The following is a 23948-nucleotide window of genomic DNA, read 5'->3' as shown; positions in this document are numbered from 1 at the left end:
CGCTCTTCCGATCTACATTCCTTTGGGAATGTCCACTTTTCTTCCTGACCCCAGGGTGGACAAAAATTGCGGCAAATAATGAAAAAAAAGCCGGCGCGGAGCCGGCTTTTTTGTTGGGGCGGGGCGGTGCTTATTCGCGGTCGCCTGCCAGGCCCAGCAGCGACAGCAGGCTGCTGAAGATGTTGTACACGTCCAGGTACAGCGCCAGGGTGGCGGTCACGTAGTTGGTCTCGCCGCCGTTGACGATCTGCTGCACGTCGTACAGGATGTAGGCGGAGAAGATGGCAATCACCAGCACCGAGATGGCGATCGACAGCGCGCCCATGCCCAGGAAGATGTTGGCCACGGATGCCAGCAGCACTACGATCACACCGGCGAACAGCCACTTGCCCATCATCGAGAAGTCACGCTTGGTCACGGTCGCGTAGCTGGCCAGCGCCATGAAGATGGCTGCCGTGCCGCCGAACGCGGTCATGATCAGGGTGCCGCCGTTGGCGAAGCCCAGGGTGCGGGTCAGCAATGGCGTGAGCAACAGGCCCATGAAGAAGGTGAAGCCCAGCAGCAGCGCGACGCCGACGCCGGAATCCTTGTTCTTCTGGATACCCCAGATGAAGCCGAAGGCCACCGCCATGAACAGCAGGAAGCCCATGAAGCCGCGTGGGATCGGGACGTTGAACAGGACGCCGATCACCGCGCCCAGCACAGTCGGGATCATCGACAGGGACAGCAGCCAATAGGTGTTGCGCAGCACGCGGTTGCGCAGTGCGGCGTTGTCGGTGGCGACGGCGCTACCGAAGTGGTGTACGTTTTGCATAGTTAAATGCCTCCTTTACAAAAAGCATAGCATGTCACCGGCGTAATGTGGACTTTCTGGCTTAGGAAATACTTAAAATCCCGTAAGGGAAGCCCATAGGGCGCGCGCAGCCATGTTTCCTTGGGTATGCAAGGTGAACTATGTTAAAATCGAAGGTTGATCGGGAATCTAAATTCTTGTTTTAAACCTTTCTTTTTATTGGAGTTTTTCATAATGGCAATCGAACGCACCCTGTCGATCATCAAACCAGACGCAGTAGCCAAGAACGTGATCGGCCAGATCTACAGCCGTTTCGAAGGCGCAGGCCTGAAAGTGATCGCTGCCCGCATGACCCAGCTGTCGCGCGCTGAAGCCGAAGGCTTCTACGCTGTGCACCGCGAGCGTCCTTTCTTCAAGGACCTGGTCGACTTCATGGTTTCCGGTCCTGTCATGATCCAGGTGCTGGAAGGCGAAGGCGCGATCCTGAAAAACCGCGACCTGATGGGCGCTACCGATCCGAAGAAGGCAGAGAAAGGCACCATCCGTGCTGACTTCGCTGACTCCATCGACGCTAACGCTGTGCACGGCTCCGACGCCGCTGAAACCGCTGCTGTGGAAATCGCCTACTTCTTCCCAGCACTGAACGTTTACTCCCGTTAATTTTTCGTAACGGTTGTAGTGTAGTAAAGTAGTATCTGCGCGTTTGCCCCGGGCCCCTGGTCCGGGGCAAAGCCATTTTTGAAATTGAGTAAAAAGCATGGAAACTTCCCTCGTCAATCTGCTGGATTTCGATCCGGAACAATTAGTCGCCTACTGCGCCGAGTTGGGGGAGAAGCCTTTCCGTGCCAAACAGCTGCAGCGTTGGATCCACCAGTTTGGCGCGTCCGACTTTGACAGCATGACCGACCTCGCCAAGTCCTTGCGCGAGAAGCTGAAGACGCGCGCCCACATCGTGGCGCCGGCCGTCATCAGCGACCATACTTCCGCCGACGGCACCCGCAAATGGCTGGTGGACGTGGGCAATGGCAATGCCGTGGAAACCGTGTTCATCCCGGAGGAAAACCGCGGCACGCTGTGCATTTCGACCCAGGCCGGCTGCGCCGTGAACTGCCGTTTCTGCTCGACCGGCAAGCAGGGCTTCAACCGCAACCTGACCGTGGGCGAAATCATCGGCCAGCTGTGGATGGCCGAATTCGCGCTGCGCGCGACCAAGGGCATCGAGCCGGGCCCGAAAGGCGAGCGCCAGATCACCAACGTGGTGATGATGGGCATGGGCGAGCCGCTGCTGAACTACGGCCCGACCGCCACTGCGCTCAAGCTGATGCTGGACGATAACGCCTACGGCCTGTCGCGCCGCCGCGTGACCCTGTCCACCTCCGGTGTGGTGCCGATGATCGACAAGCTGGCGCAGGATGTGCCGGTGGCGCTGGCGGTGTCGCTGCACGCTTCGAACGACAAGCTGCGCGACGAGCTGGTGCCGCTGAATAAGAAATACCCGCTGAAGGAGCTGCTGGCGGCGTGCAAGCGCTATCTGGAGTTCGCGCCGCGCGACTTCATCACCTTCGAGTACTGCATGCTCGATAACTACAACGACTCCGACCAGCACGCGCGCGAGCTGATCGCGCTGGTGAACGATCCGGTGGTCGGTGTGAATTGCAAGTTCAACCTGATTCCTTTCAACCCCTTCCCGGAATCGGGCCTGCTGCGCTCCAAGAACCCGCGCATCAAGGCCTTTGCTGAGATCCTGATGAATGCGGGCATCGTGACCACCATCCGCAAGACGCGCGGCGACGATATCGACGCCGCCTGCGGCCAGCTGGCCGGCGAAGTGAAAGACCGCACCCGCGTGGCTGAACGGATGGAAAAGATGGCCGAGTACCAGAAGAAGTTCGGCGCCGATTTCGGCAAGATTGTGGAGATCCGTTCCTGATGATCGATTTCGCCCAGCGCCGCTTCAAGTGCCTGGCCGCGGTCGCGCTGGCTGGTGTATTGGCGGGCTGCGCGACGGGGCAATCCCCCAGCGGCCTGGAAGACCTGAAAACCGCGTCCGACATGACGGCAGCGCAAAAACGCGCCGAGATCCGCCTGCAGCTGGCGGCCGGTTACTTCGAGCAGGGCAATTACCCGGTGGCGCTGGATGAAGTGAAAAAGGCGATCGCCGCCGATCCGCAGAGCGTCAACGGCTACAGCCTGCGCGCCATCATCTACATGCGCATGAACGAGAAGGCGCTGGCGAACGACAGCTTCCTGCAGGCCTTGAAGCTGGCGCCGGGCGATCCGGACGTGAACAATAATTACGGGTCCTTCCTGTGCCAGGGCGACCGCATCAAGGAATCGTTCAAGCACTTCGATGCGGCGCTGGCGAACCGCAATTACCAGTCGCCGGCCGGCGCCATGAACAATGCCGGCTCCTGCGCGCTGAAGATCAAGGATTACGACCTGGCCGAAAAGTACCTGCTGCCAGCCTTGCAGCTGGCGCCGGACGTGCCGGAAACGAGTGCCGGCCTGGCCCGGGTGTACTATGCGCGGCGCGACTATCCGCGCGCCAGCTTCTTTGTCACCCGTTTGGCCAAGGCCGCGAAGTTGGACAGTTTGCCAGCCGATGTGCTGTGGCTGGCGATTAAAGTGCAGCACAAGATGGGCGACCAGGCGTCGGAGCAAAGCTTCGCCACCCAGTTGCGGCGGCATCACGCCGCGTCGCCGGAGTATGCTGCGTATCAACGTGGGGCGTTTGATGAGTGAGAACGGGGAACGAATGGATTCTGAGCAGGAACAGCCGACCAGCCAGCAGCATGCTTCTACGCCCGGGGCAGCGCTGGCAGCGGCACGCGAGGCCATGGGCCTCACCGTGGAGCAGGTGGCAGACCAGCTGAAGCTGGCGCCGCGCCAGGTGGTGGCGATTGAACAAGGTAATTACGACGCATTGCCGAACCGCGCCGTGACGCGCGGTTTCATCCGCGCCTACGCCAAGGCGATGCGACTGGACCCGGCGCCGCTGGTGGCGCTGGTGGAAGTGGAGGGGGCCGAGGGCCACGCCACGGCCACCGTGCGCCCGACCCGGGTGCAGGCCTCGTTCCAGGAGTCGCGCTTCCCTTCGCTGACCGAACGCAACAACGGCAGGCCGCTCGGCACCATCGTGGCCGGCGTGGCCGTGGTGGCGCTGGTCGGCTTCGGCGTGGCCTGGCAGATGGGCGTGCTGGAGCCGCTGACCCTGGCGACCCGCGCCGGCGTCGAGCCGGCGCCCGAGCCGCACGCGGCATCCGAACCGGCGGCATCGCTGATCGTGGTGCCGCCCGGCGTGCAGCCGGCCGAGGCGCCGCTGCAGACGCAGAATGTGCCGCTAATTTCGGTGCCGCCGCAGCCTGGCAGCAGCAATGCGCCGGCAACCGTGCCGGGCGCCGGCATCCCGGGCGGCGCCGGACCGAACGCGGCGCCAGCCAATACCGCTGGCACTGCGCCGGCCGGCGCCGTGGCACCGGCCAACCGTCCGGCGCCGAGCACGGCCGCCGTGCCGGCCGGCGCCGCGCCAATGCCGGCCGCCACCGGTGCCGGCGTCGCGCCTGCTGCCGGCGGCGTCCCGGCCAACCGTCCGGCTCCCGCGGCAGCCACCGTGCCGGCGGCGCCGGCTCCGGCGCCAGCCGCGCCTGTGGCTGCGCCAGCGGGCGTTCCCGTAGTGGGCGCGGCGGGCGGCAAGCTGACGCTGACGGTCAAGGAGGATTCCTGGATCGAGATCCGCCGCCCAGGCCAGAACTCGCTGATTGCCCGCCTGGTCAAGGCCGGCAGCACGGAAACGTTCAACGTGCGTGAGAAGGACCTGCTGATCGTCGGCAAGCCGGGCGGCGTGAGCGCCAACCTGGCCGGCGCGCAGCTGGAGCTGCCGCAAGTACCCGGCGGTACCATTTCACGCGTCAATATCAAGTAAGCAGAGTAGCCAAGCATGTCTTCTTCGAACAACCCGATCCCTTCCGGACCGCTGGCGCGGCGCGCCAGCCGCCGCGTGCTGATCCAGCACGGCGAGCGCAAGATCTGGGTCGGCGGCGATGCGCCGGTGGTGGTGCAGTCGATGACCAATACCGACACCGCCGACGCGGTGGCGACCGCGATCCAGATCAAGGAGCTGGCGCGCGCCGGTTCCGAGCTGGTGCGCCTGACGGTGGACCGCCCGGAAGCGGCGGCCGCTGTGCCCTACATCCGCGACCAGCTGGACAAGATGGGCATCGACGTGCCACTGGTGGGCGACTTCCACTACAACGGCCACACCCTGCTGACCGAGTATCCCGACTGCGCCGCCGCGCTGTCCAAGTACCGCATCAACCCGGGCAACGTGGGCAAAGGCGCCAAGCGCGACACGCAATTCGCGCAGATGATCGAAGTGGCGGCCAAGCACGACAAGCCGGTGCGCATCGGCGTCAACTGGGGGTCGCTGGACCAGGCGCTGCTGGCGCGCATCATGGACGAAAACGCGGCGCGCGAAAACCCATGGAGCGCGCAAGCCGTGATGTACGAAGCGCTGATCACCTCCGCGATCGAAAACGCGGTGCGCGCCGAAGAACTGGGCCTGGCGCGCGACAAGATCATCCTGTCCTGCAAGGTCTCCGGCGTGCAGGACCTGATCGCTGTCTACCGCGAACTGTCCAAGCGCTGCGACTACCCGCTGCACCTGGGCCTGACCGAAGCGGGCATGGGCAGCAAGGGCATCGTGGCCTCGACCGCCGCGCTGTCGGTGCTGCTGCAGGAAGGCATCGGCGACACCATCCGCATTTCGCTGACCCCGGAACCGGGCGGCGACCGCACCAGGGAAGTGGTGGTGGGCCAGGAAATCCTGCAGACCATGGGCCTGCGCAAGTTCACCCCGATGGTGATCGCCTGCCCGGGCTGCGGCCGCACCACGTCCACCGTGTTCCAGGAGCTGGCGGACGATATCCAGACTTACCTGCGCGAGCAGATGCCGGAATGGAAAAAGACCTACCCGGGCGTGGAGGCGATGAACGTGGCCGTGATGGGCTGCATCGTCAACGGCCCGGGCGAATCGAAGCACGCCAATATCGGCATCAGCCTGCCCGGCACCGGCGAATCGCCGGCCGCGCCGGTGTTTGTCGATGGCGAGAAGGTGGCCACCCTGCGCGGCGACAATATCGTCGGCGAGTTCCAGGCCATCGTGCTCGACTACGTACAGAAAAACTACAGCAAAGCAGCTTAAAGAACATGTCCAATAAAGCAGACAAAATCACAGCCATCAAGGGGATGAACGATCTCCTGCCGGCCGACGCCCACCTGTGGGAAATCTTCGAGAACACCGCGCAGTCCGTGGTGCAGAGCTACGGCTTCCAGCAGATCCGCACCCCGATCGTGGAAGAGACGCGCCTGTTCTCGCGCGCCATCGGCGCCGTGACCGACATCGTCGAAAAGGAAATGTATTCCTTCGAGGATTCCATGAACGGCGACAAGCTGACCCTGCGCCCGGAAGGCACCGCCGGCGTGGTACGCGCCGTGCTGGAACACAACCTGGTCTACGAAGGCCCGAAACGCCTGTGGTACAAAGGCCAGATGTTCCGCCACGAGAAGCCGCAGCGCGGCCGCTACCGCCAGTTCCACCAGTTCGGCGCGGAAGCCGTGGGCTTCACCGGCCCGGACATCGACGCTGAAATGATCGTGATGTGCCGCCGCCTGTGGGACGACCTGGGCCTGGAGAACATCCGCCTGGAAATCAACTCCATCGGCGACGCCGAGGAGCGCGCGCGCCACCGCGTCGACCTGATCGCCTACCTGGAGCAGCACGAGGAGCACCTGGACGCGGACGCCAAGCGCCGCCTGCACAGCAACCCGCTGCGCATCCTGGACACCAAGAACCCGGCCCTGCAGGCGATCGTCAACAGCGCGCCCAAGCTGCTGGACTACCTGGGCGCCGAATCGCTGGCCCACTTCGAGGGCGTGAAGAAGATCCTGGACGCCAACGCCATCCAGTACATCGTCAACACCCGCCTGGTGCGCGGCATCGACTACTACAACCGCACCGTGTTCGAATGGGTCACCGACGAACTGGGCGCGCAGGGCACCGTGTGCGCCGGCGGCCGCTACGACCCGCTGATCGAAATGTTCGGCGGCAAGCCGACCCCGGCGGTCGGTTTCGCCATGGGCATCGAGCGCCTGATCGAACTGATGAAAGGCGCCGGCGACACCGCCGCGCCGCGCCAGTGCGACGTGTACCTGGTGCACCAGGGCGCGGCAGCCCAGGCGCAAGCCTTCATCCTGGGCGAACGCCTGCGCGACGCCGGCCTGGACGTGATCCTGCACTGCGCCGGCAGCAACGGCGCCGGCAGCTTCAAGTCGCAAATGAAAAAAGCCGACGGCACCGGCGCAACCTTCGCAGTCATCATCGGCGAGGACGAAGTGGCCAACAACACCGCCGTTGTCAAGGCAATGCGCGCGGAAGAGGGCGAGGGCCAGCAGCAGACCGTGGCCTTCGAAGGCGTAGTCGACTATGTCGTGGACCAGATCACATGCGGAGACGATTGTGACCACGACCACCACCACCATCATTGATAGATAAAGACTGAAGAAACATGGCATACGATCTCGAAGAACAAGAACAGCTTGCTACCATCAAGGCATGGTGGGCGAAGTACGGCAACCTGACCACCTGGGTGGTGATCGCCGGCCTGGCGGCCTATTCGGGCTGGAACGGCTGGAACTACTACCAGCGCAACCAGGCGGCGCAAGCGTCGGTGCTGTTCGATGAGCTGCAGACCGCCGTCAACGCCAAGGACAATGCCAAGGTGCTGCGCGTGGCGAGCGACATCGAGTCCAAGTTCGGCAGCTCGTCCTACGCCGCGCTGGGCGCGCTGAGCGCTGCCAAGTCGGCCTTCGAAGCGAACGACCTGAAGTCGGCCAAGGCGCAGCTGGAGTGGGTGGTCGCGCACGGCAACGACGAGCAGAAGAACGTGGCCGCGATTCGCCTGGCCGGCGTGCTGCTGGACGAGAAGGCCTACGACGCCGCGCTGAAGGCGCTGGCGGGCGCCACGCTGCCGCAATTCAAGAGCGCCGTGGAAGACCGCAAGGGCGATATCCTGGCGGCGCAGAACAAGCTGGAAGAGGCGCGCAAGGCGTACCTGTCCGCGCTGGAATCCGCCGACAAGAAGAACCCTGGCCGCCAGCTGATCCAGCTGAAACTTGAATCCATCGGCGGCACTGCGCCGGAAGAGAAAGCGTAATCCAATGCGTGCATCCCGTACCATCATCGCGCTGAGCGTACTGGCCATGGTTGCCGGTTGCAGCACTTTGAACAAGCTGAACCCGTTCGCCAAGGAAGACAAGTTCGGCCCGGCCAAGCTGGAAGAACTGAAGCCGGGCGTACCGGCCCGCATCGTCTGGAAGCACAGCATCGGCAAGGCCGGCGTCAACGTGTTCACGCCGGCGCTGGCCGACAATAGCGTGTTCGTGGCGGACGCCGACGGCAATATCGAACGCCTGGATGCCGCCACCGGCAAGCTGCAGTGGCGCAGCAAGGCCAAGTCCGACCTGGCCGCCGGCGTCGGCGTCAGCCCGGACGGCAAGCTGGTCGCCGTGGGCGGCCTGAAGGGCCAGCTGATGGTGTTCGACGGCAGCGGCAAGCTGCTGTGGCAGGTGCAGGCCTCGAGCGAGATCCTGTCGGCGCCGGCGGTGGGCAACGATGTGGTGATCGTGCGCACCGGCGACAACAAGGTCACCGCCTACGAGGCGGCCGACGGCAAGAAGCGCTGGTTCATCCAGCGCGTGACGCCGCCGCTGACCCTGCGCAATTCGCCCGGCCTGGTCATCGCCAACGGCAACGTGTACGCCGCGCAGCCGGCCGGCCGCATCCTGGCGCTGGCGCTGGGCAACGGCGTGCCGCGCTTCGAGGTGCCACTGTCCGAACCGCGCGGCGCGACCGAGCTGGAACGCGTGTCCGACATCAGCGGCGCGCCGGTGGTGTACGAGAACGACCTGTGCGCGGTCAGCTACCAGGGCAAGGTGGGCTGCCTGGACCTGGGCACCGGCGTGGCGCGCTGGAGCAAGCCGGCATCGTCGGACGTGGGCGTGGGCGTGGACCAGCGCTTCGTCTTCGTGTCGGACGAGAAGGGCGCTGTGCAGGCCTTTGCCCGCGAAGGCGGCGCATCGGCCTGGAAAAACGAGAAGCTGGCGTACCGCCGCTTGTCCGCTCCGATCTCCTACGGCCGCTTCGTGGCCGTGGGCGACCTGGAGGGCTATGTGCACTTCCTGTCGCGGGAAGACGGCACGGTATTAGGTCGGGTCGCCATCGGCGGCGGCGCCATCAAGGCGGCGCCGGTGCTGGCAGGCTCGAATGTGATTTTCCAAACCCAGAATGGGACTGTGGCCGCTATCGCGGTCGAATAAAAATAATATGAAGCCGGTAATTGCACTCGTAGGTCGCCCGAACGTCGGGAAATCGACCTTATTCAATCGACTGACCCGCTCGCGCGATGCGCTGGTGGCGGACCTCCCTGGCCTGACGCGCGATCGTCACTATGGCGAGGGCCGCGTCGGCAACCGCCCGTTCCTGGTCATCGATACCGGCGGTTTCGAGCCGGTTGCCAAGGAAGGCATCCTGCACCAGATGGCGCTGCAAACCAAGCAGGCCGTCGCTGAAGCGGACGTGGTGGTGTTCCTGGTGGATGGCCGCCAGGGCATGACCCCGCACGACAAGACCATCACCGATTTCCTGCGCAAATCCGGCCGTCCGGTGCTGCTGGTGGTGAACAAGGCCGAAGGCATGCGCTACACCGCGGCCGTGTCGGACTTCTATGAACTGGGCCTGGGCGACCCGTACGCGATTTCCGGCGCCCATGGCGACGGCGTGCACGACCTGGTGCAGGAAGCGCTGGACAAGGCCTTCGCCTCGCGTCCGGCCGACGAGGAAGAGCTGCTGCCGCAGGAACGCGGCGTGAAGATCGCCCTGGTGGGCCGCCCGAACGTGGGCAAGTCGACCCTGATCAACACCCTGGTGGGCGAAGAGCGCGTGATCGCCTTCGACATGCCGGGCACCACGCGCGACTCGATCGAAATCCCGTTCGAGCGCGACGGCCGCCAGTACACCCTGATCGACACCGCCGGCATCCGCCGCCGCGGCAAGGTGTTCGAAGCGATCGAGAAATTCTCGGTGGTCAAGACGCTGCAGTCGATTTCGGAAGCGAACGTGGTGATCCTGATGCTGGACGCGCAGCAGGACATCTCGGAACAGGACGCCCACATCGCCGGCTTCATCCTGGAATCGGGCCGCGCCCTGGTGGTGGCGGTCAACAAGTGGGACGGCCTGCAGTCGGACGACCGCGACCAGGTGAAGATGGACATGGACCGCAAGCTGGACTTCCTGTCCTTCGCCAACACCCACTTCATCTCGGCCCTGCGCGGCACCGGCATCGGCCCGCTGATGAAGTCCGTCAACAGCGCCTATGCCGCCGCCACCGCCAACTTGCCGACGCCGAAACTGACGCGCGCGCTGCAGGAAGCGATCGAGAAGCAGGAGCCGAAGCGCAAGGGCGGCGTGCGGCCGAAAATGCGCTACGCGCACCAGGGCGGCCAGAACCCGCCGATCATCGTTATCCACGGCAATTCGCTGGATGCGGTGTCGGAGCCGTATAAACGCTATCTGGAGAAGCATTTCCGTGATAGCTTCAAGCTGGTGGGCACCCCGCTGCGCATTGAATTGCGTAACGGCAAGAATCCTTTCGACAAGCGCGAAGGCTAAGCGATAAGTCAAACTTAAGGTTTATCCGGCTGCAAGATTTAAGAAAACAAGGTACAGTATCTTTGGAGCATCCCCAAGCACTTGAAAACCAGGCGCATCGTCTCCAATTCGTACACAACAACATAAAACGGAGCTGTTATGAGCAATAAAGGGCAATTGTTACAAGACCCATTCCTGAACGCGCTGCGCAAAGAGCACGTTCCTGTCTCGATCTACCTGGTGAACGGCATCAAGCTGCAGGGGCATATCGAATCGTTCGACCAGTACGTGGTACTGCTGCGTAACACCGTCACCCAGATGGTCTACAAGCACGCCATCTCCACCGTGGTGCCTGCCCGCGCCGTCAACCTGAACATCGACAACTCCTCCGAGGCAGCGGAGTAAGCCCCTTCGTATGCGTGCAGCTTTAGTCGGGGTAGATTTCGGTCAGGGCGACTTTGCTGCCAGTATCGAGGAGTTGATGCTGCTGGCCCGCTCCGCGGGCGCAGAGCCGGTCACCACCATCACCGGGAAGCGGTCCTCGCCGGATGCCGCCTATTTCGTCGGCAGCGGCAAGGCCGACGAGATCGGCCATGCGGTGCAGGACCACAAGCTCGAGATCGTCATCTTCAACCATGCGCTGTCCCCAGCCCAGCAGCGCAACCTGGAAAAACGCCTTCAAGTACGGGTGCTCGACCGCACCAGCCTGATCCTCGACATCTTTGCGCAGCGCGCGCAAAGCCACGAGGGCAAGGTGCAGGTCGAACTGGCCCAGCTGCAGCACCTGGCCACGCGCCTGGTGCGCGGCTGGACCCACCTGGAACGCCAGAAGGGCGGTATCGGCCTGCGCGGCCCGGGTGAAACCCAGCTCGAAACCGACCGCCGCCTGCTCGGCGAGCGCGTCAAGATGCTGCGCGCCAAACTGGCCAAGCTGCGCAAGCAGCATGAGACCCAGCGCCGCGCGCGCGGGCGCAGCCATACTTTCTCCGTGTCCCTGGTCGGCTATACCAACGCCGGCAAATCGACCCTGTTCAACACGCTGACCAAGGCCGGCGTCTACGTGGCGGACCAGCTGTTCGCGACGCTGGACACCACCTCGCGCCGCGTCTACATGGGCGAGGAAATCGGCAACGTGGTTCTGTCGGACACGGTCGGCTTCGTGCGCGAACTGCCGCACCAGCTGGTGGCGGCCTTCCGCGCCACGCTGGAAGAGACCATCCACGCCGATTTGCTGCTGCATGTGGTGGACGGCGCCTCGCCGAGCCGCATGGAGCAGATCGAGCAGGTCAACCTGGTGCTGCGCGAAATCGGCGCCGACCATATCCCCCAGATCCTGGTGTGGAACAAGATCGACGCGGCGGGCCTGGAGCCGGCGGTCGAACGTAATGAGTATGATAAGATTTCCCGCGTATTCATCAGCGCACGCACCGGGGCCGGCCTGGACCTGCTGCGCGAGGCGATCTGTGAGGCAGCACGGGATGAGCAGGAAGCGCTCGCCAACCCCAAAGAGGAGGTGGCGCCAGACAGTATTCTCACCTTTACCCAAGTAGGATCTCACTAAGAAAAATATGCCTTTTTCCTCTCTCAAGAAAAGACTTGGCCTGAAGCTGTCCTTGAACGACCATAACTGGGGCAACGACAAGGACAAGGACAACCGCAAGGCCCAGGAAGGCAAAAAGCCCGGCGAAGGTCCACCCGACCTCGATCAGCTCTGGCGCGATTTCAACCAGCGCCTGAACGGCCTGTTCGGCGGCGGCAAGAACCGCAACAGCGGCGGCGGCAACGGCGGCGGCGGCAGTGGCGGCGGCGACATGAAGGGCGCCGGCATCACCTTCGGCGCGGTGGCCTCGGTCGCGGTACTGGTGTGGCTCGCCTCCGGCGCCTTCATCGTGCAGGAAGGCCAGACCGGCGTGGTCACCACGTTCGGCAAATTCAGCCACACCACGCCGGCCGGTTTCAACTGGCGCTGGCCGTACCCGTTCCAGAACAATGAAACCGTCAACGTGTCCACCGTGCGTACGGTGGAAGTGGGCTACCGCGGCAGCGCCAAGACCAAGATGGCGTCCGAGGCGCTGATGCTGACCGAAGACGAGAACATCATCGACATCCAGTTCGCGGTGCAGTACAAGCTGAAGAACGCGGTCGACTGGCTGTACGCCAACCGTGACGCGGAAGATACCGTGCGCCAGGTGGCCGAAACGGCCATCCGCGAGATCGTCGGCCGCAGCAAGATGGACTTCGTGCTGTACGAAGGCCGCGAGAAGGTGGCGGCCGATACCCAGCAGCTGATGCAGTCGATCCTGGACCGCTACAAATCGGGCGCGCAGGTGACCAATGTGACGATGCAGGGCGTGCAGCCGCCGGAGCAGGTGCAGGCCGCGTTTGACGACGCCGTGAAAGCCGGCCAGGACCGCGAGCGCCAGAAGAACGAAGGCCAGGCCTATGCCAACGACATCGTACCGAAAGCGCGCGGCGCGGCATTCCGCCTGATCCAGGAAGCCGAGGCGTACCGCGCCATGACGGTGCAGAACGCGACCGGTAACGCCGACCGCTTCAAGTCGGTGCTGGCCGAGTACCAGAAGGCGCCGGCCGTGACGCGCGACCGCATGTACCTGGACACCATGCAGCAGATCTTCGCCAACACCAGCAAGGTGATGGTGGACTCCAAGGCCGGCAGCAACCTGCTGTACCTGCCGCTGGACAAGCTGATCGCGCAAGTGGCCGCCACCGAGGCGCGCGCCGCCAGCGTGAGCGCGCCGCCGCCGGCCGCCGTGCTGCTGCCAGAACCGACTACCGACACGAACCGCCGCGACGGCCGTTCGCGTGAATCGTCCCGTGACCGGGAGGGCCGTTAATGAATCGCTTTGCAACCATCCTGATTACGGGCTTTATCGCCCTGATGCTGCTGTCGTCCACCGTGTTCGTGGTGGACCAGCGCAAGTACGCCATCGTGTTCGCGCTGGGTGAAGTGAAGCAGGTGATTTCCGAGCCTGGCCTGCACTTCAAGCTGCCGCCGCCGTTCCAGAACGTGGTGTACCTGGACAAGCGCATCCAGACCCTGGACCCGAAAGAGGCCGACCGCTTCATCACCGCTGAAAAGATGAACATCCTGGTGGATGCCTTCGTCAAATGGCGCGTGACCGAGCCGCGACTGTATTTCGTCTCCTTCGGCGGCGACGAAAATCGCGCCGGCGACCGCATGCAGCAGATCGTCAAGGCGGCGCTGAACGACGAGATCACCAAGCGCACCGTGCGCGAAGTGATTTCCGGCCAGCGCGGCAAGGTGATGGAATCGATCCGCAGCAAAGTTGTCGACGAGGCCAAGCAGATCGGCGTGGAAATCGTCGACGTGCGCCTGAAGCGGGTGGACTACGTGGAGCAGATCAACAACTCGGTGTACGAGCGCATGAAGGCCGAGCGTATGCGCGTGGCCAACGAGGCGCGTTCCACCGGTTCCGCCGAGTCGGAGCAGATCCGCGCCGACGCCGACAAGCAGCGCACCGTGATCCTGGCCGAAGCCTACCGCGAGGCCGAGAAGATCAAGGGCGAGGGCGACGCCAAGGCCTCGCAGATCTATGCCGAGGCGTTTGGCCGCAACCCGGAGTTCTACAAGTTCTACCGCTCGCTGGAAGCCTACCGCGCCTCCTTCAAGACCAAGGCTGACGTGATGCTGGTCGATCCGCAGTCCGACTTCTTCAAATACTTCAAGAGCGCAGGCTCGGGCAAGTAAACCCCGGTACGGCGGCGGGAGCTGGCCCTAGGCCCAGCTCCCGTCCCTTACTGCAAGAATGGCCCCGCGGCCGCCACCGGTCAGGGTCAGACCCTTGGGTCTGACCCGGGTTTACCGGGTTAAACTTTTTACCTGCACCGCAGCAAATTCGCGTAAAATACGCGGTTTGGTTCTCCGGTTTTCGGGGCGCGTAGCTGCGCCTGCATTGTTTCTATTTCAATAGCACCAACCATGCCGAATTGGCTTTTGCCTGAATATATCGCCGACGTCTTGCCGTCCGAAGCACGCAAGATCGAGGAATTGCGCCGCCTGATGCTGGATAACTTCCGGCTGTACGGCTACGAGCTGGTCATGCCGCCGATGCTGGAGTACGTGGAATCGTTGATGACCGGCGCCGGCGCCGACACCGACCTGCGCACCTTCAAGCTGGTGGACCAGATTTCCGGCCGCATGCTGGGCCTGCGCGCCGACATGACCACCCAGGTTGCCCGTATCGACGCCCACCTGCTGAACCGCGCCACCGTGACGCGCCTGTGCTATGCCGGTTCGGTGCTGCATACGCGCCCGTCCGGCCTGCACGCCACGCGCGAGCCGTTCCAGATCGGCGCCGAAATCTACGGCCATGCCGGCCTGGAAGCGGACGCCGAAATCCAGGAGCTGGCGCTCGGTTCGCTGGCCCTGGCCGGCTTCACCGACGTGCGCCTGGACCTGACCCATGTCGGCGTGCTGCACGCGATCCTGGAGCAGGATGCGGCGGCCAGGAAGGATTACGACGCCATCGTGCAGCTGTTGCGCGCGAAGGACGTGCCGGGCCTGCAGCAGCAGACCGCCAAGTACAATGAAACGACGCGCGCCGCGCTCCTGGCCCTGCCAAGCCTGTACGGCGACGTGGAAGTGCTGAAGCGCGCGCGCGAGGCACTGCCGGCGCTGCCGGGCATCACCCACGCGCTGGCCGAACTGGCGGCGCTGGCGGCATCGGCCATCGGCCGCGCCGACGTGACGATCGACCTGGCCGACCTGCGCGGCTACCAGTACGAAAGCGGCGCAATGTTCGCGCTGTACGTGCCGGGCCTGCCGAACGCGGTGGCGCGCGGCGGCCGCTACGACCACGTGGGCGAAGCCTTCGGCCGCGCGCGTCCGGCCACCGGCTTCTCGCTGGACCTGCGCGAACTGGCGCGCCTGCTGCCGACCGCGGAGCGCAAGCATTCGATCCGCGCACCGTGGGGCAATGCGCCGGAGCTGAAAGAAAAAATCGCCGAGCTGCGCAAGTCCGGCGAAGTTGTGATCCAGTCGCTGCCGGGTCATAACGATGAACAGGACGAGTTCGAGTGCGATCGCGCGCTGGTGCTCGACGAAAGTGGTAGTAACTGGATTCTCAAAAACTTAGGTTAATTGTGATGTCAAACAAAACTGCAAAGAACGTTGTTGTTATCGGCACCCAGTGGGGCGATGAAGGCAAAGGCAAAATCGTCGACTGGCTGACCGAACACGCCCAGGGCGTGGTGCGCTTCCAGGGCGGCCACAACGCGGGCCACACCCTCGTGATCGGCGGCGTCAAGACCGCCCTGCAGCTGATCCCGTCGGGCATTATGCGCCCGGGCGTGGCCTGCTACATCGGCAACGGCGTGGTGCTGTCCGTGCCGGACGTGCTGCGCGAAATCGACAAGCTGGAAGCGGCCGGGGTGGAAGTGGCTTCGCGCCTGAAGATTTCCGAAGCTTGCCCGGTCATCCTGCCTTACCACACCGCGCTGGATGCGGCCCGTGAAGCAGCGCGCGGCGCCGCCAAGATCGGCACCACCGGCAAGGGCATCGGCCCGACCTATGAAGACAAGGTGGCGCGCCGCGCCATCCGCGTGGCCGACCTGCTGAACGCCGAGCGTTTCGCCGAGAAGCTGAAAGAGAACCTGGACTACCACAACTTCGTGCTGGAGAACTACCTCAAGGCGCCGAAGATCGACTACCAGAAGACCCTGGACGACGCGCTGGCCTATGTGCCGCGCCTGCGCCCGATGGTGACCGACGTATCCTCCGCCCTGTACGCCACCCACAAGGCCGGCGGCTCGCTGCTGTTCGAAGGCGCGCAAGGCTCGCTGCTGGACGTCGACCACGGCACCTACCCGTTCGTCACCTCGTCGAACTGCGTGGCCGGTAACGCCGCTGCCGGCGCCGGCGTCGGTCCTGGCATGCTGCACTACATTCTGGGCATCACCAAGGCCTACACCACCCGCGTCGGTTCCGGCCCGTTCCCGTCCGAACTGCCGACCGATGCCGGCGTTGGCCACCACCTGTCGTCCGTCGGCCACGAGTTCGGCACCGTGACCGGCCGTGCCCGCCGTTGCGGCTGGTTCGACGCTGCGCTGCTGCGCCGCTCGGTGCAGATCAACGGCGTGTCGGGCATGTGCCTGACCAAGCTGGACGTGCTGGACGGCCTGGAAACCCTGAAGATCTGCACCGGCTACATGATCGACGGCCGCAAGGTCGACATCTTCCCGGTCGGCGCCGAAGATGCAGCACGCTGCGAGCCGATCTACGAAGAAATGCCAGGCTGGAAGGAAAGCACCGTCGGCGCCAAGTCGATGGACGCGCTGCCGGCTACCGCCCGCGCCTACATCAAGCGCATCGAAGAAGTGGTCGGCGTGCCGATCGATATGGTATCCACCGGCCCTGACCGCGAAGAGACCATCGTCCTGCGCCACCCATTTGAATAATCAGAAAGAATAAGAGCATGACCACTCCTGTATCCGACCAAAAGCACCTGTGGGTTAGCTGGGACGAGTACCACCGCCTGATCGAGCGCCTGGCGCTGAAGGTCCATGAATCGGGCTGGAAGTTCGACATGGTGCTGTGCCTGGCGCGCGGCGGCGTGCGCCCGGGCGACGTGTTCTCGCGCATCTTCGACGTGCCGCTGGCGATCCTGTCGACCAGCTCCTACCGCGAAGAAGCCGGCACCGTGCGCGGCGACCTGGATATCGCCAAGTACATGACCATGACCAAGGGCCCGCTGTCCGGCAAGATCCTGCTGGTGGACGACCTGGCCGATTCCGGCGTGACCCTGACCAAGGTGATGAAGCACCTGAAGGACAACTTCGAAGGCGTGACCGAGGTGAAATCGGCCGTGATCTGGACCAAAGGCTGCTCCGCGTTCAAGCCGGACTACCAGATGGAAGAACTGCCGCACAACCCATGGATCCACCAGCCGTTCGAAGACTACGACGGCCTGCGTCCGCACCAGCTGGCGGCGTGGATCAAGAAGGGCGAAACCGGCGCGTAACAGCGCACGGCTTCAGGAAAAAAGCGGAAGGGTGGAAGCCCTTCCGCTTTTTTTATTTCACTTCGAGCAGTTCGACGTCGAAGATCAGGTTGGAGTTGGGCGGGATCGGGCCGATGCCGTTGCTGCCGTAGCCCAGGTGGGCCGGTACGATCAGGGTGCGCTTGCCGCCGACCTTCATGCCTTGCACGCCCTGGTCCCAGCCGGGGATGACCTGGCCGGCGCCCAGCTTGAAGCTGAACGGGCTGCGGCCGACCGAGGAATCGAATTGCGCGCCGTGCTGCTGCGGCGCATTCGGTTCGTAAATCCAGCCGGTGTAGTTGACCACCACGGTGGCGCCGGCAGTGGCTTCGGCGCCGGTGCCCGCGGCGGTGTCGATCTTCTGCAGCGGCATGGCGGAGGCGGCATCGGCCGGGGCCGGGGCCGGGGTGCGCGTGCGGTCGCAGGCGGTCAGGGCCAGGGCCAGGCTGGCGCCGATAAGGCAGGTGGAGAGCAGTCGTTTCATAAATCTCTTTCCATTAAAAGTAGGGGCGTGCGCAGGGTAAGCGACTTGCGCGCTGCTGGCAATCGCGGAATGCCGGGACGGCTGCGCTGCGGTCCCGGGCGGGCAGGCGGCTGGTGTACTGAATTAGCCACATGCTGTTAAAAAAATAGCCGTTAGTGACTTTTCGGGATATTTCCACACGGAAATGACTATACAATTCTTGATATCGTTTTGCTGTTGTCGGGATTGCAGATGTTTCCTTCGTTGTTGTTGTCGCTGTTGCTGGCCAGCGCTGCCGCCGAACCCGGCGCCGCCAGCGCCACTGCCAAGCCGCCCGTGCTGCAGAAGCTGTGGGCGGAGCGCAAGTTCGACGCGATCGAGCGCGGGCTGCGCGACTGGTGCCTGAGCGATGGCGCCGGATTCGAGGCGCAGTTCGACAACTACTTCCGCACCACGCAAAGCTGGGCTGCCGACCGCAGCGCGCTGGCCCAGTGGCGCCAGCAGGCGCCCGAATCGCTGGCCGGCGCGCTGGTGGAGGCGATCTACTGGCGCGCCTACGCCTCGCAGCTGCGGCTGGGCGCCATCGGCCAGCTGCCGAAGGAGGCGATGGACTTCTACCAGGAGCAGCTGGGGCACGGCAAGGCGCGCCTGCAGCAGGTCAAGGCGCAGGCCAATGCCTGCCCGTTGTGGCACAGCCTGAACATCAGCCTGCAGCTGGACGGGGCGGTGTCGAGCCGCAGCGCGGCCCGCGCCTACCTCGATGCGGTGCAGGTGTTCCCGAACGACCTGCAGATCCACTTCGCCATGTCGCTTGCCTACAGCCCGCGCCGCGGTGGCAGCCTGGTGCAGTTCGACCAGTTCGCGCGGCGCGCCGTGTTCTTCACCCGGTCGGTGGAGGGCGGCGCCATGTATGCGCGCCTGTACTGGCGCGAGGACGGCAACGGCAGCGAGGCGATCCAGTTCCGCGAGCAGCGCGGCTTGCCGGAGTGGCGCATGGTGAAGGCCGGCTTCGAGGACCTGTTGCAGCGCAATCCGCAGGACCTGAGGGGCCGCAACAAGTTCGCTTCCTTCGCCTGCCGCGCCAACGACCGCGCAACTTACCACAAGCTGCGCCAGGAGCTGGGGGAGCGCATCGTGCCCGAGTTGTGGCCGGACGTGGCGGGCGTTGACGCGTGCGACCGCAAACTGGGCAAGGGCGGGGCGGCAGTTGCCACTCCTGCTGTGCAAGCCGGTGGTGTAAACTCTCGCTCATGACCCAAGACTTCCTCCAGACCTTTATCCTGCTGATGCTGGTCACTGACCCATTCGGCAATGTTCCCATTTTTGCATCGGCGCTGGCCACCGTGCCGCCCAAGCGGCGGCCCAAGATCGTGGTGCGCGAATGCCTGATCGCGTTCGTCGTGCTGCTGGTGTTCATGTTCTTCGGCAGCCACTTCCTGAAGGCCCTGAGCCTGTCGGAAGCCTCGCTGCGCATCGCCGGCAGCGTGATCCTGATGCTGATCGCGATCCGCATGGTGTTCCCGCATCCGGACGGGGTGCTGGGCAAGCAGGAGGGCGGCGAGCCGTTCATCGTGCCGCTGGCGATTCCCGCCCTGGCCGGCCCGTCGGCGCTGGCGACGGTGCTGCTGTTCTCGCGCGATACCACCGGCGAAGTGCTGGTGCACATGGCGGCGCTGGCGGCGGTGGTGGTGGTGTGGCTGGCCGTGTTCCTGGGCGCCGAGCGCCTGCAGAAGGTGCTGGGGCCGCAGGTGATGACGGCCTTCGAGCGTTTGATGGGCCTGATCCTGGCGGCGATGGCAGTCGAGATGCTGCTGGGCGGCGTGCGCGAGTTCGTCAGGACACTTTGACGCCGGGCGTGACTTTCCGTGAATTTTGCTGGTCGGCAATGGCAATATAATTGTCCGCATTTGCCGCGCGGCGGCACGCGAACGAAGGTGAGTCATGCATGTCCTGATCGTACTGATAGTCATTGTCCTGCTGGTCGTGCTGTTCTACCAGTCGACCAACAAGTATGTGCAGCCGGCCGCTGCGGCGAACCCGGCGCCGGGCGCAGCACCGGTCATGGGCGGCAATGCGCCGCCGGTGCAGGTTGGCTGGGTCTCCAACGGCAAGCTGTTCGTGCAGGGCGGTTACGGCGCGGTGCAGGAGATCAGCAGCCCCTACGCGCAGCAGGCGATGGACCGTGCCGAGCGCAATCGCGAAAAGAATGCGTGGAAAAAGGATACGGCGTTCGGCGTCGCCGCGCAGGGCAACTACCGCGACTTTGAACGGGACGCCGATCCGATCCTGGTTTCTTCCGCCCGTTTCACCGGCGACGGCAAGCTGCTGTACTTCCAGGCCGACCACGGGATGGGCGGCCTGTTTTCCTACGACCTGGCGAGCGGACATGAGGAACGCCTGCTGCACCGCCAGCAGTTGCGCCTGCAGGATATGGCGTTGTCGCCGTCCGGCCGGACGATTTACTGCACCATGGAGTCGCGCGGCGGCGCCAGCCACATCGCCTGCATGCAGGCGAACGGCGACGGCTTGCGCGAACTGACCGGCGGCGACACCATCGATGCGGCGCCGACCGCGGTGCCGGGCGCGGAAGGGGTGGTGATCTACCAGTCCGCCGGCATCGGGCGCGACCAGAACGGCGGCTGGGCCGCCATCGGCCATGTGACGCTGCAGGAACTGAACACGGCGACCGGCCGCGTTACCCCGGTGCTGGACGATCCGCGCTACGATTTCCTGTCGCCGCGCGTGGCGGCGGACGGTGCTCTGTTCTTTATCCGCCGCCCGTACGAGCCGCCGCAGTACAACGCGGGCAACGTGGTGCTGGACACCATCTTGTTCCCGTTCCGCCTGCTGCGCGCGCTGTTCCATTACCTGAACTTCTTCTCGCTGATGTACTCGCGCAAGCCGCTGACCGGCGCCGGCGGCATGCCGCTGCAGGCCGATATGAAGAACATCGTGCTGCAGGGCCGGCGCATCGACGCCGAGCGCGCCCTGCGCAGGGAGGCCAGCATCGGCGGCGTGCCCTCGCTGGTGCCGGCGTCCTGGCAGCTGGTGCGCCGCACGCGCGGCGGCAGCGAGTCGGTGGTGGCCAGCAATGTGAGCTCTTTCGACATCACGCCCGGTGGCACCGTCGTCTACAGCAACGGGCGCGGCATGTTCGCGCTCGATGCGCAGGGCCGTTCGTCGCTGCTGTCGCAGGGCGACCTGGTGGGCGCGGTGCTGGCGCGGGACGGGCAGGCGGCATGAACAAGCTGTATCGCAAAGTGCTGGTCCGGCTGGTCGATGAGGGCATGCCGGTTCACTTCCCGGAGTTCGCGCTCGACAAATTCGACAAGAACCCGATGCGCCGCCCGGCGAATCGCGAGTTCCTGTGGCAGGCGTTGCCCGACATGCGCATCTACATCAGCGTCACGCCGCACCCGGGCGGCCGGGATGATTTCCAGTGCGAGATCTGGTGGTCGCGCCTGGGCCGCTATCCGGAGCCGGTGGCGAAGATTTACCGGCCGGAGCATTACGCCGAAGACGAGGGCTGGGTGGTGCTGAACGAATGCGGCGACTTGCCCTTTGCGTGGAAGATCGAGCGCGTCGACGTGCCGCCGCCGGCCAGCCTGGCGGAGGAATGCGACGACTACCGGGGACTGACAGAAGCGGAGGCGGTGCGCCTCATCACACCCTTGGTGGAGCAATTGTTCGCCGCCCTTACGCGCTATGGGCGGCCCATCATGCGCGACCTGGTTGCGGCGCGCAAGGAGGGCGCATGAAAGAGGTGAAACCGAAGTTCAGCTGCGCGGCCTGCAAGCGCGGCGTGTTGAACCGGGCCGTGGCGCGCTGCCTGTACTGCGGCGCCGATTTGCCGCCGGAGGCGAGATTGGCGCCGGAAGTGATCGCCCGGCGCGAAGCCAGGCTGGCGCGCGCCGAAGCGGCCCGGGCGCGCCTGGCGGCCGCGCCGCCGCCGGCGCCGACGCCGGTGGAAGGCGCCGGAATTGGCGTGCTGGATGTGGTTGAAGGCATCGATGCGGCTGCCGGCCTGGTGGAGATCATTGGCGATGGCATCTCGGCCATTGGCGATTTACTGAGCTGAAAACATATTGCTTTGATAATGACGGCGTGGCACGATAACGATCCCGCCAAGCCAATCATTAAAGGAGCTGTCATGTCCCTGCGCATCAACGATACCGCACCCAACTTCAAAGCCCAGACCACCCAGGGTCCGATCGATTTCCACGAATGGATTGGCGACCAGTGGGCTGTGCTGTTCTCGCACCCGAAGGATTTTACCCCGGTGTGCACCACTGAGCTGGGCTATATGGCCAAGATCGAGCCGGAGTTCACCAAGCGTAATACCAAGATCATCGGCCTGTCGATCGACCCGGTCGAGAACCACAGCAAGTGGGCGGCCGACATCGAGGAAACCCAGGGCGCGGCCGTGAAGTACCCGATGATCGGCGACACCGACCTGCAGGTGGCCAAGCTGTACAACATGCTGCCGGCGGAAGAGGCGGGCACTTCGGAAGGCCGCACCGCCGCCACCAACGCCACCGTGCGCTCCGTGTTCATCATCGGCCCGGACAAGAAGATCAAGCTGATGCTGACCTACCCGATGACCACCGGCCGCAACTTCGACGAGATCCTGCGCGTGCTTGATTCGATGCAGCTGACCGCCAAGCACAAGGTGGCAACGCCGGTGAACTGGAAGCACGGTGACGACGTGATCATCGCCGGCTCCGTCAGCGACGAGGAAGCCAAGGGCATCTACCCGAACGGCTGGAAGGCGCCGAAGCCTTACCTGCGCATCGTCAAGCAGCCGTCCTGATCCACGCGCCGCGGGCCTGGCAGCGCATTGCCGCGCCGCCATCGCCCGCATCGGCGCTATCATCCGGCTTCCTGAATCAATGGAGGAGGGGGCCGCGATGAACAATTCACTCTACCGATCCTGGTGGATGCCTGCCCTGCGCGGGCTGATCGCCTTGTCATTCGGCGTGGTAGCCTTGATGGTGCCCGCCGCCGGCTGGTACCTGCTGCTGATGCTGTTTGCTGCCTACGCGCTGCTGGGCGGTATCCTGTCCATTATCGGCGCCGTCCGCCACCGCAAGGTGGACGAGGACTGGTGGCTGCCTTTGCTGCTGGGCGTGGTCGGCATTGCCGCCGGCGTGGTGGCGGTGCTGATTCCCGGCCTGACGCTGCTGGTGCTGGTGCTGCTGATCGGCGCCAATGCGCTGGTGGGCGGCGTGCTCGACATCGCCATCGCGGTACGCTTGCGCCGGAAGCTGCGCAATGAATGGCTGCTGCTGTTGAACGGCGCCGTGTCGATCGCTTTCGGTTTCCTGGTGTTCCTGATGCCCGACCTGGGCGCCCTGGCGGTGGCCTATGTGATCGGCATCTATGCCATCATCAGCGGGGTCCTGCTGCTGGCGCTGGCATGGCGCCTGCGCCAGCCGGCCGGCAAGGTGGAACGCGCGCCGCAGGAACGGCGCGCCGGCGGCGAGCGGCGCGCCGCCTTTGCCCATTAAGCCGGCGTTCAGCTGGGCAGGGCATCGGCGCCGGGGGCGCCGAACAGCTGCTGCTTGAGGTGGTGCAGCTGGTCGCGCACCTGCGCCGCTTTCTCGAACTCGAGGTTTTTCGCGTGGTCGAGCATGAGCTTTTCGAGACGCTTGATCTCCTTGCTGATCTGCTTCTCGCTCATGGCCTCGTACTTGGCCGCTTCCTCCGCCACTTCCAGCTGCTCGCGCGCGGCGGCACTGTAGACGCCGTCGATCATGTCCTTAATGATCTTCTTCACGCCGCGCGGCGTGATGCCCATCTTCTCGTTGTAGGCGATCTGCTTGGCGCGGCGCCGTTCCGTCTCGTCAATCGCACGCTTCATCGAGTCGGTGATGTTGTCGGCATACAGGATCGCCACGCCGTTCAGGTTACGCGCTGCGCGGCCGATGGTCTGGATCAGGGAGCGCTCGGAGCGCAGGAAGCCTTCCTTGT

At 64.5% G+C, this 23948-nt stretch carries 26 protein-coding genes; 23 read left to right on the top strand and 3 right to left on the bottom strand.

Annotation, left to right across the window (positions count from 1 at the left end; translation table 11 throughout):
- Positions 1 to 130: 130 nt before the first annotated feature.
- On the bottom strand, positions 131 to 814 hold the full coding sequence (locus ACE3TQ_RS12130; RefSeq protein WP_374582457.1) for a Bax inhibitor-1/YccA family protein: 684 nt from the start codon (positions 812 to 814) through the stop codon (positions 131 to 133).
- A 213-nt stretch (positions 815 to 1027) separates the two neighbouring features.
- Here ACE3TQ_RS12130 and ndk point away from each other — a divergent pair, with 213 nt between their 5' ends.
- From ndk to ACE3TQ_RS12050, 16 genes are all read left to right on the top strand, one after another.
- Positions 1028 to 1453 carry a nucleoside-diphosphate kinase gene (gene ndk / locus ACE3TQ_RS12125; protein ID WP_155441729.1) on the top strand — a complete coding sequence of 142 codons (426 nt, stop codon included), beginning with the start codon at positions 1028 to 1030 and terminating at the stop codon, positions 1451 to 1453.
- A gap of 97 nt (positions 1454 to 1550) precedes the next feature.
- A complete protein-coding gene (gene rlmN, locus ACE3TQ_RS12120) occupies positions 1551 to 2723 on the top strand; it encodes a 23S rRNA (adenine(2503)-C(2))-methyltransferase RlmN (RefSeq protein WP_374582456.1) in 1173 nt (390 codons plus the stop codon).
- Positions 2723 to 3535, top strand: a complete 813-nt coding sequence (gene pilW / locus ACE3TQ_RS12115) for a type IV pilus biogenesis/stability protein PilW (protein ID WP_374582455.1) — start codon at positions 2723 to 2725, stop codon at positions 3533 to 3535. Before rlmN ends, pilW begins: the two co-directional genes overlap by 1 nt.
- Positions 3536 to 3548: 13 nt before the next feature.
- Complete coding sequence (locus ACE3TQ_RS12110; protein ID WP_374582454.1) at positions 3549 to 4715, top strand: helix-turn-helix domain-containing protein; 1167 nt, start codon at positions 3549 to 3551, stop codon at positions 4713 to 4715.
- 15 nt (positions 4716 to 4730) lie between these two features.
- Positions 4731 to 5993, top strand: a complete 1263-nt coding sequence (ispG, locus tag ACE3TQ_RS12105) for a flavodoxin-dependent (E)-4-hydroxy-3-methylbut-2-enyl-diphosphate synthase (RefSeq protein WP_374582452.1) — start codon at positions 4731 to 4733, stop codon at positions 5991 to 5993.
- 44 nt (positions 5994 to 6037) lie between these two features.
- Positions 6038 to 7336 carry a histidine--tRNA ligase gene (hisS, locus tag ACE3TQ_RS12100; protein ID WP_374582451.1) on the top strand — a complete coding sequence of 433 codons (1299 nt, stop codon included), beginning with the start codon at positions 6038 to 6040 and terminating at the stop codon, positions 7334 to 7336.
- A gap of 20 nt (positions 7337 to 7356) precedes the next feature.
- Positions 7357 to 8004: a YfgM family protein gene (locus ACE3TQ_RS12095; RefSeq protein ID WP_374582450.1), complete on the top strand. Its 648-nt coding sequence runs from the start codon at positions 7357 to 7359 to the stop codon at positions 8002 to 8004.
- Positions 8005 to 8008: 4 nt separating this feature from the next.
- The gene (bamB, locus tag ACE3TQ_RS12090) at positions 8009 to 9166 is read left to right on the top strand and encodes an outer membrane protein assembly factor BamB (RefSeq protein WP_374582448.1); all 1158 of its coding nucleotides are present in this window, start codon (positions 8009 to 8011) and stop codon (positions 9164 to 9166) included.
- Positions 9167 to 9173: 7 nt separating this feature from the next.
- The gene (gene der / locus ACE3TQ_RS12085) at positions 9174 to 10517 is read left to right on the top strand and encodes a ribosome biogenesis GTPase Der (protein WP_374582447.1); all 1344 of its coding nucleotides are present in this window, start codon (positions 9174 to 9176) and stop codon (positions 10515 to 10517) included.
- A 138-nt stretch (positions 10518 to 10655) separates the two neighbouring features.
- Entirely contained in the window at positions 10656 to 10901 is a 246-nt protein-coding gene (gene hfq / locus ACE3TQ_RS12080; RefSeq protein WP_161027385.1) for an RNA chaperone Hfq, read from the top strand.
- A 10-nt stretch (positions 10902 to 10911) separates the two neighbouring features.
- A complete protein-coding gene (hflX, locus tag ACE3TQ_RS12075) occupies positions 10912 to 12057 on the top strand; it encodes a GTPase HflX (RefSeq protein WP_374582446.1) in 1146 nt (381 codons plus the stop codon).
- 7 nt (positions 12058 to 12064) lie between these two features.
- Positions 12065 to 13351 carry an FtsH protease activity modulator HflK gene (gene hflK / locus ACE3TQ_RS12070; RefSeq protein WP_374582445.1) on the top strand — a complete coding sequence of 429 codons (1287 nt, stop codon included), beginning with the start codon at positions 12065 to 12067 and terminating at the stop codon, positions 13349 to 13351.
- Complete coding sequence (hflC, locus tag ACE3TQ_RS12065; protein ID WP_374582444.1) at positions 13351 to 14226, top strand: protease modulator HflC; 876 nt, start codon at positions 13351 to 13353, stop codon at positions 14224 to 14226. The genes hflK and hflC overlap by 1 nt, the downstream gene beginning before the upstream one ends.
- A gap of 231 nt (positions 14227 to 14457) precedes the next feature.
- Positions 14458 to 15618, top strand: a complete 1161-nt coding sequence (locus tag ACE3TQ_RS12060; RefSeq protein ID WP_374582443.1) for an ATP phosphoribosyltransferase regulatory subunit — start codon at positions 14458 to 14460, stop codon at positions 15616 to 15618.
- Positions 15619 to 15623: 5 nt separating this feature from the next.
- Positions 15624 to 16934, top strand: a complete 1311-nt coding sequence (locus ACE3TQ_RS12055; protein ID WP_374582441.1) for an adenylosuccinate synthase — start codon at positions 15624 to 15626, stop codon at positions 16932 to 16934.
- A gap of 17 nt (positions 16935 to 16951) precedes the next feature.
- A complete protein-coding gene (locus ACE3TQ_RS12050; RefSeq protein ID WP_028104425.1) occupies positions 16952 to 17497 on the top strand; it encodes a phosphoribosyltransferase in 546 nt (181 codons plus the stop codon).
- Between the two features lie 52 nt (positions 17498 to 17549).
- On the opposite strand, the gene ACE3TQ_RS12045 is transcribed toward ACE3TQ_RS12050, so the two are convergent.
- Positions 17550 to 17999, bottom strand: a complete 450-nt coding sequence (locus ACE3TQ_RS12045; protein ID WP_374582440.1) for an FKBP-type peptidyl-prolyl cis-trans isomerase — start codon at positions 17997 to 17999, stop codon at positions 17550 to 17552.
- Positions 18000 to 18230: 231 nt separating this feature from the next.
- Between ACE3TQ_RS12045 and ACE3TQ_RS12040 the strand changes: the two genes are divergently transcribed.
- The 7 genes from ACE3TQ_RS12040 (at position 18231) to ACE3TQ_RS12010 (ending at position 23485) form a co-directional block, all read left to right on the top strand.
- Positions 18231 to 19232, top strand: a complete 1002-nt coding sequence (locus ACE3TQ_RS12040; RefSeq protein WP_374582439.1) for a hypothetical protein — start codon at positions 18231 to 18233, stop codon at positions 19230 to 19232.
- Positions 19229 to 19825 carry a MarC family protein gene (locus ACE3TQ_RS12035; protein ID WP_374582438.1) on the top strand — a complete coding sequence of 199 codons (597 nt, stop codon included), beginning with the start codon at positions 19229 to 19231 and terminating at the stop codon, positions 19823 to 19825. The genes ACE3TQ_RS12040 and ACE3TQ_RS12035 overlap by 4 nt, the downstream gene beginning before the upstream one ends.
- A gap of 94 nt (positions 19826 to 19919) precedes the next feature.
- The gene (locus ACE3TQ_RS12030; RefSeq protein WP_374582436.1) at positions 19920 to 21221 is read left to right on the top strand and encodes a TolB family protein; all 1302 of its coding nucleotides are present in this window, start codon (positions 19920 to 19922) and stop codon (positions 21219 to 21221) included.
- Positions 21218 to 21736 carry a hypothetical protein gene (locus tag ACE3TQ_RS12025; RefSeq protein WP_374582435.1) on the top strand — a complete coding sequence of 173 codons (519 nt, stop codon included), beginning with the start codon at positions 21218 to 21220 and terminating at the stop codon, positions 21734 to 21736. The genes ACE3TQ_RS12030 and ACE3TQ_RS12025 overlap by 4 nt, the downstream gene beginning before the upstream one ends.
- Positions 21733 to 22056 carry a hypothetical protein gene (locus ACE3TQ_RS12020; protein WP_374582434.1) on the top strand — a complete coding sequence of 108 codons (324 nt, stop codon included), beginning with the start codon at positions 21733 to 21735 and terminating at the stop codon, positions 22054 to 22056. Before ACE3TQ_RS12025 ends, ACE3TQ_RS12020 begins: the two co-directional genes overlap by 4 nt.
- Before the next feature lie 72 nt (positions 22057 to 22128).
- On the top strand, positions 22129 to 22788 hold the full coding sequence (locus ACE3TQ_RS12015) for a peroxiredoxin (RefSeq protein ID WP_374582433.1): 660 nt from the start codon (positions 22129 to 22131) through the stop codon (positions 22786 to 22788).
- Positions 22789 to 22885: 97 nt separating this feature from the next.
- Positions 22886 to 23485 carry an HdeD family acid-resistance protein gene (locus ACE3TQ_RS12010; RefSeq protein ID WP_374582432.1) on the top strand — a complete coding sequence of 200 codons (600 nt, stop codon included), beginning with the start codon at positions 22886 to 22888 and terminating at the stop codon, positions 23483 to 23485.
- A gap of 8 nt (positions 23486 to 23493) precedes the next feature.
- On the opposite strand, the gene ACE3TQ_RS12005 is transcribed toward ACE3TQ_RS12010, so the two are convergent.
- Positions 23494 to 23948: UvrB/UvrC motif-containing protein (locus ACE3TQ_RS12005; RefSeq protein ID WP_374582431.1), on the bottom strand; the 455-nt coding region annotated here is incomplete at its 5' end.

Origin of the sequence: Pseudoduganella sp., from assembly GCF_041914865.1 — a bacterium.
GTDB lineage: Bacteria > Pseudomonadota > Gammaproteobacteria > Burkholderiales > Burkholderiaceae_D > Rugamonas.
This window is presented reverse-complemented; position numbering and strand designations above follow the sequence as displayed.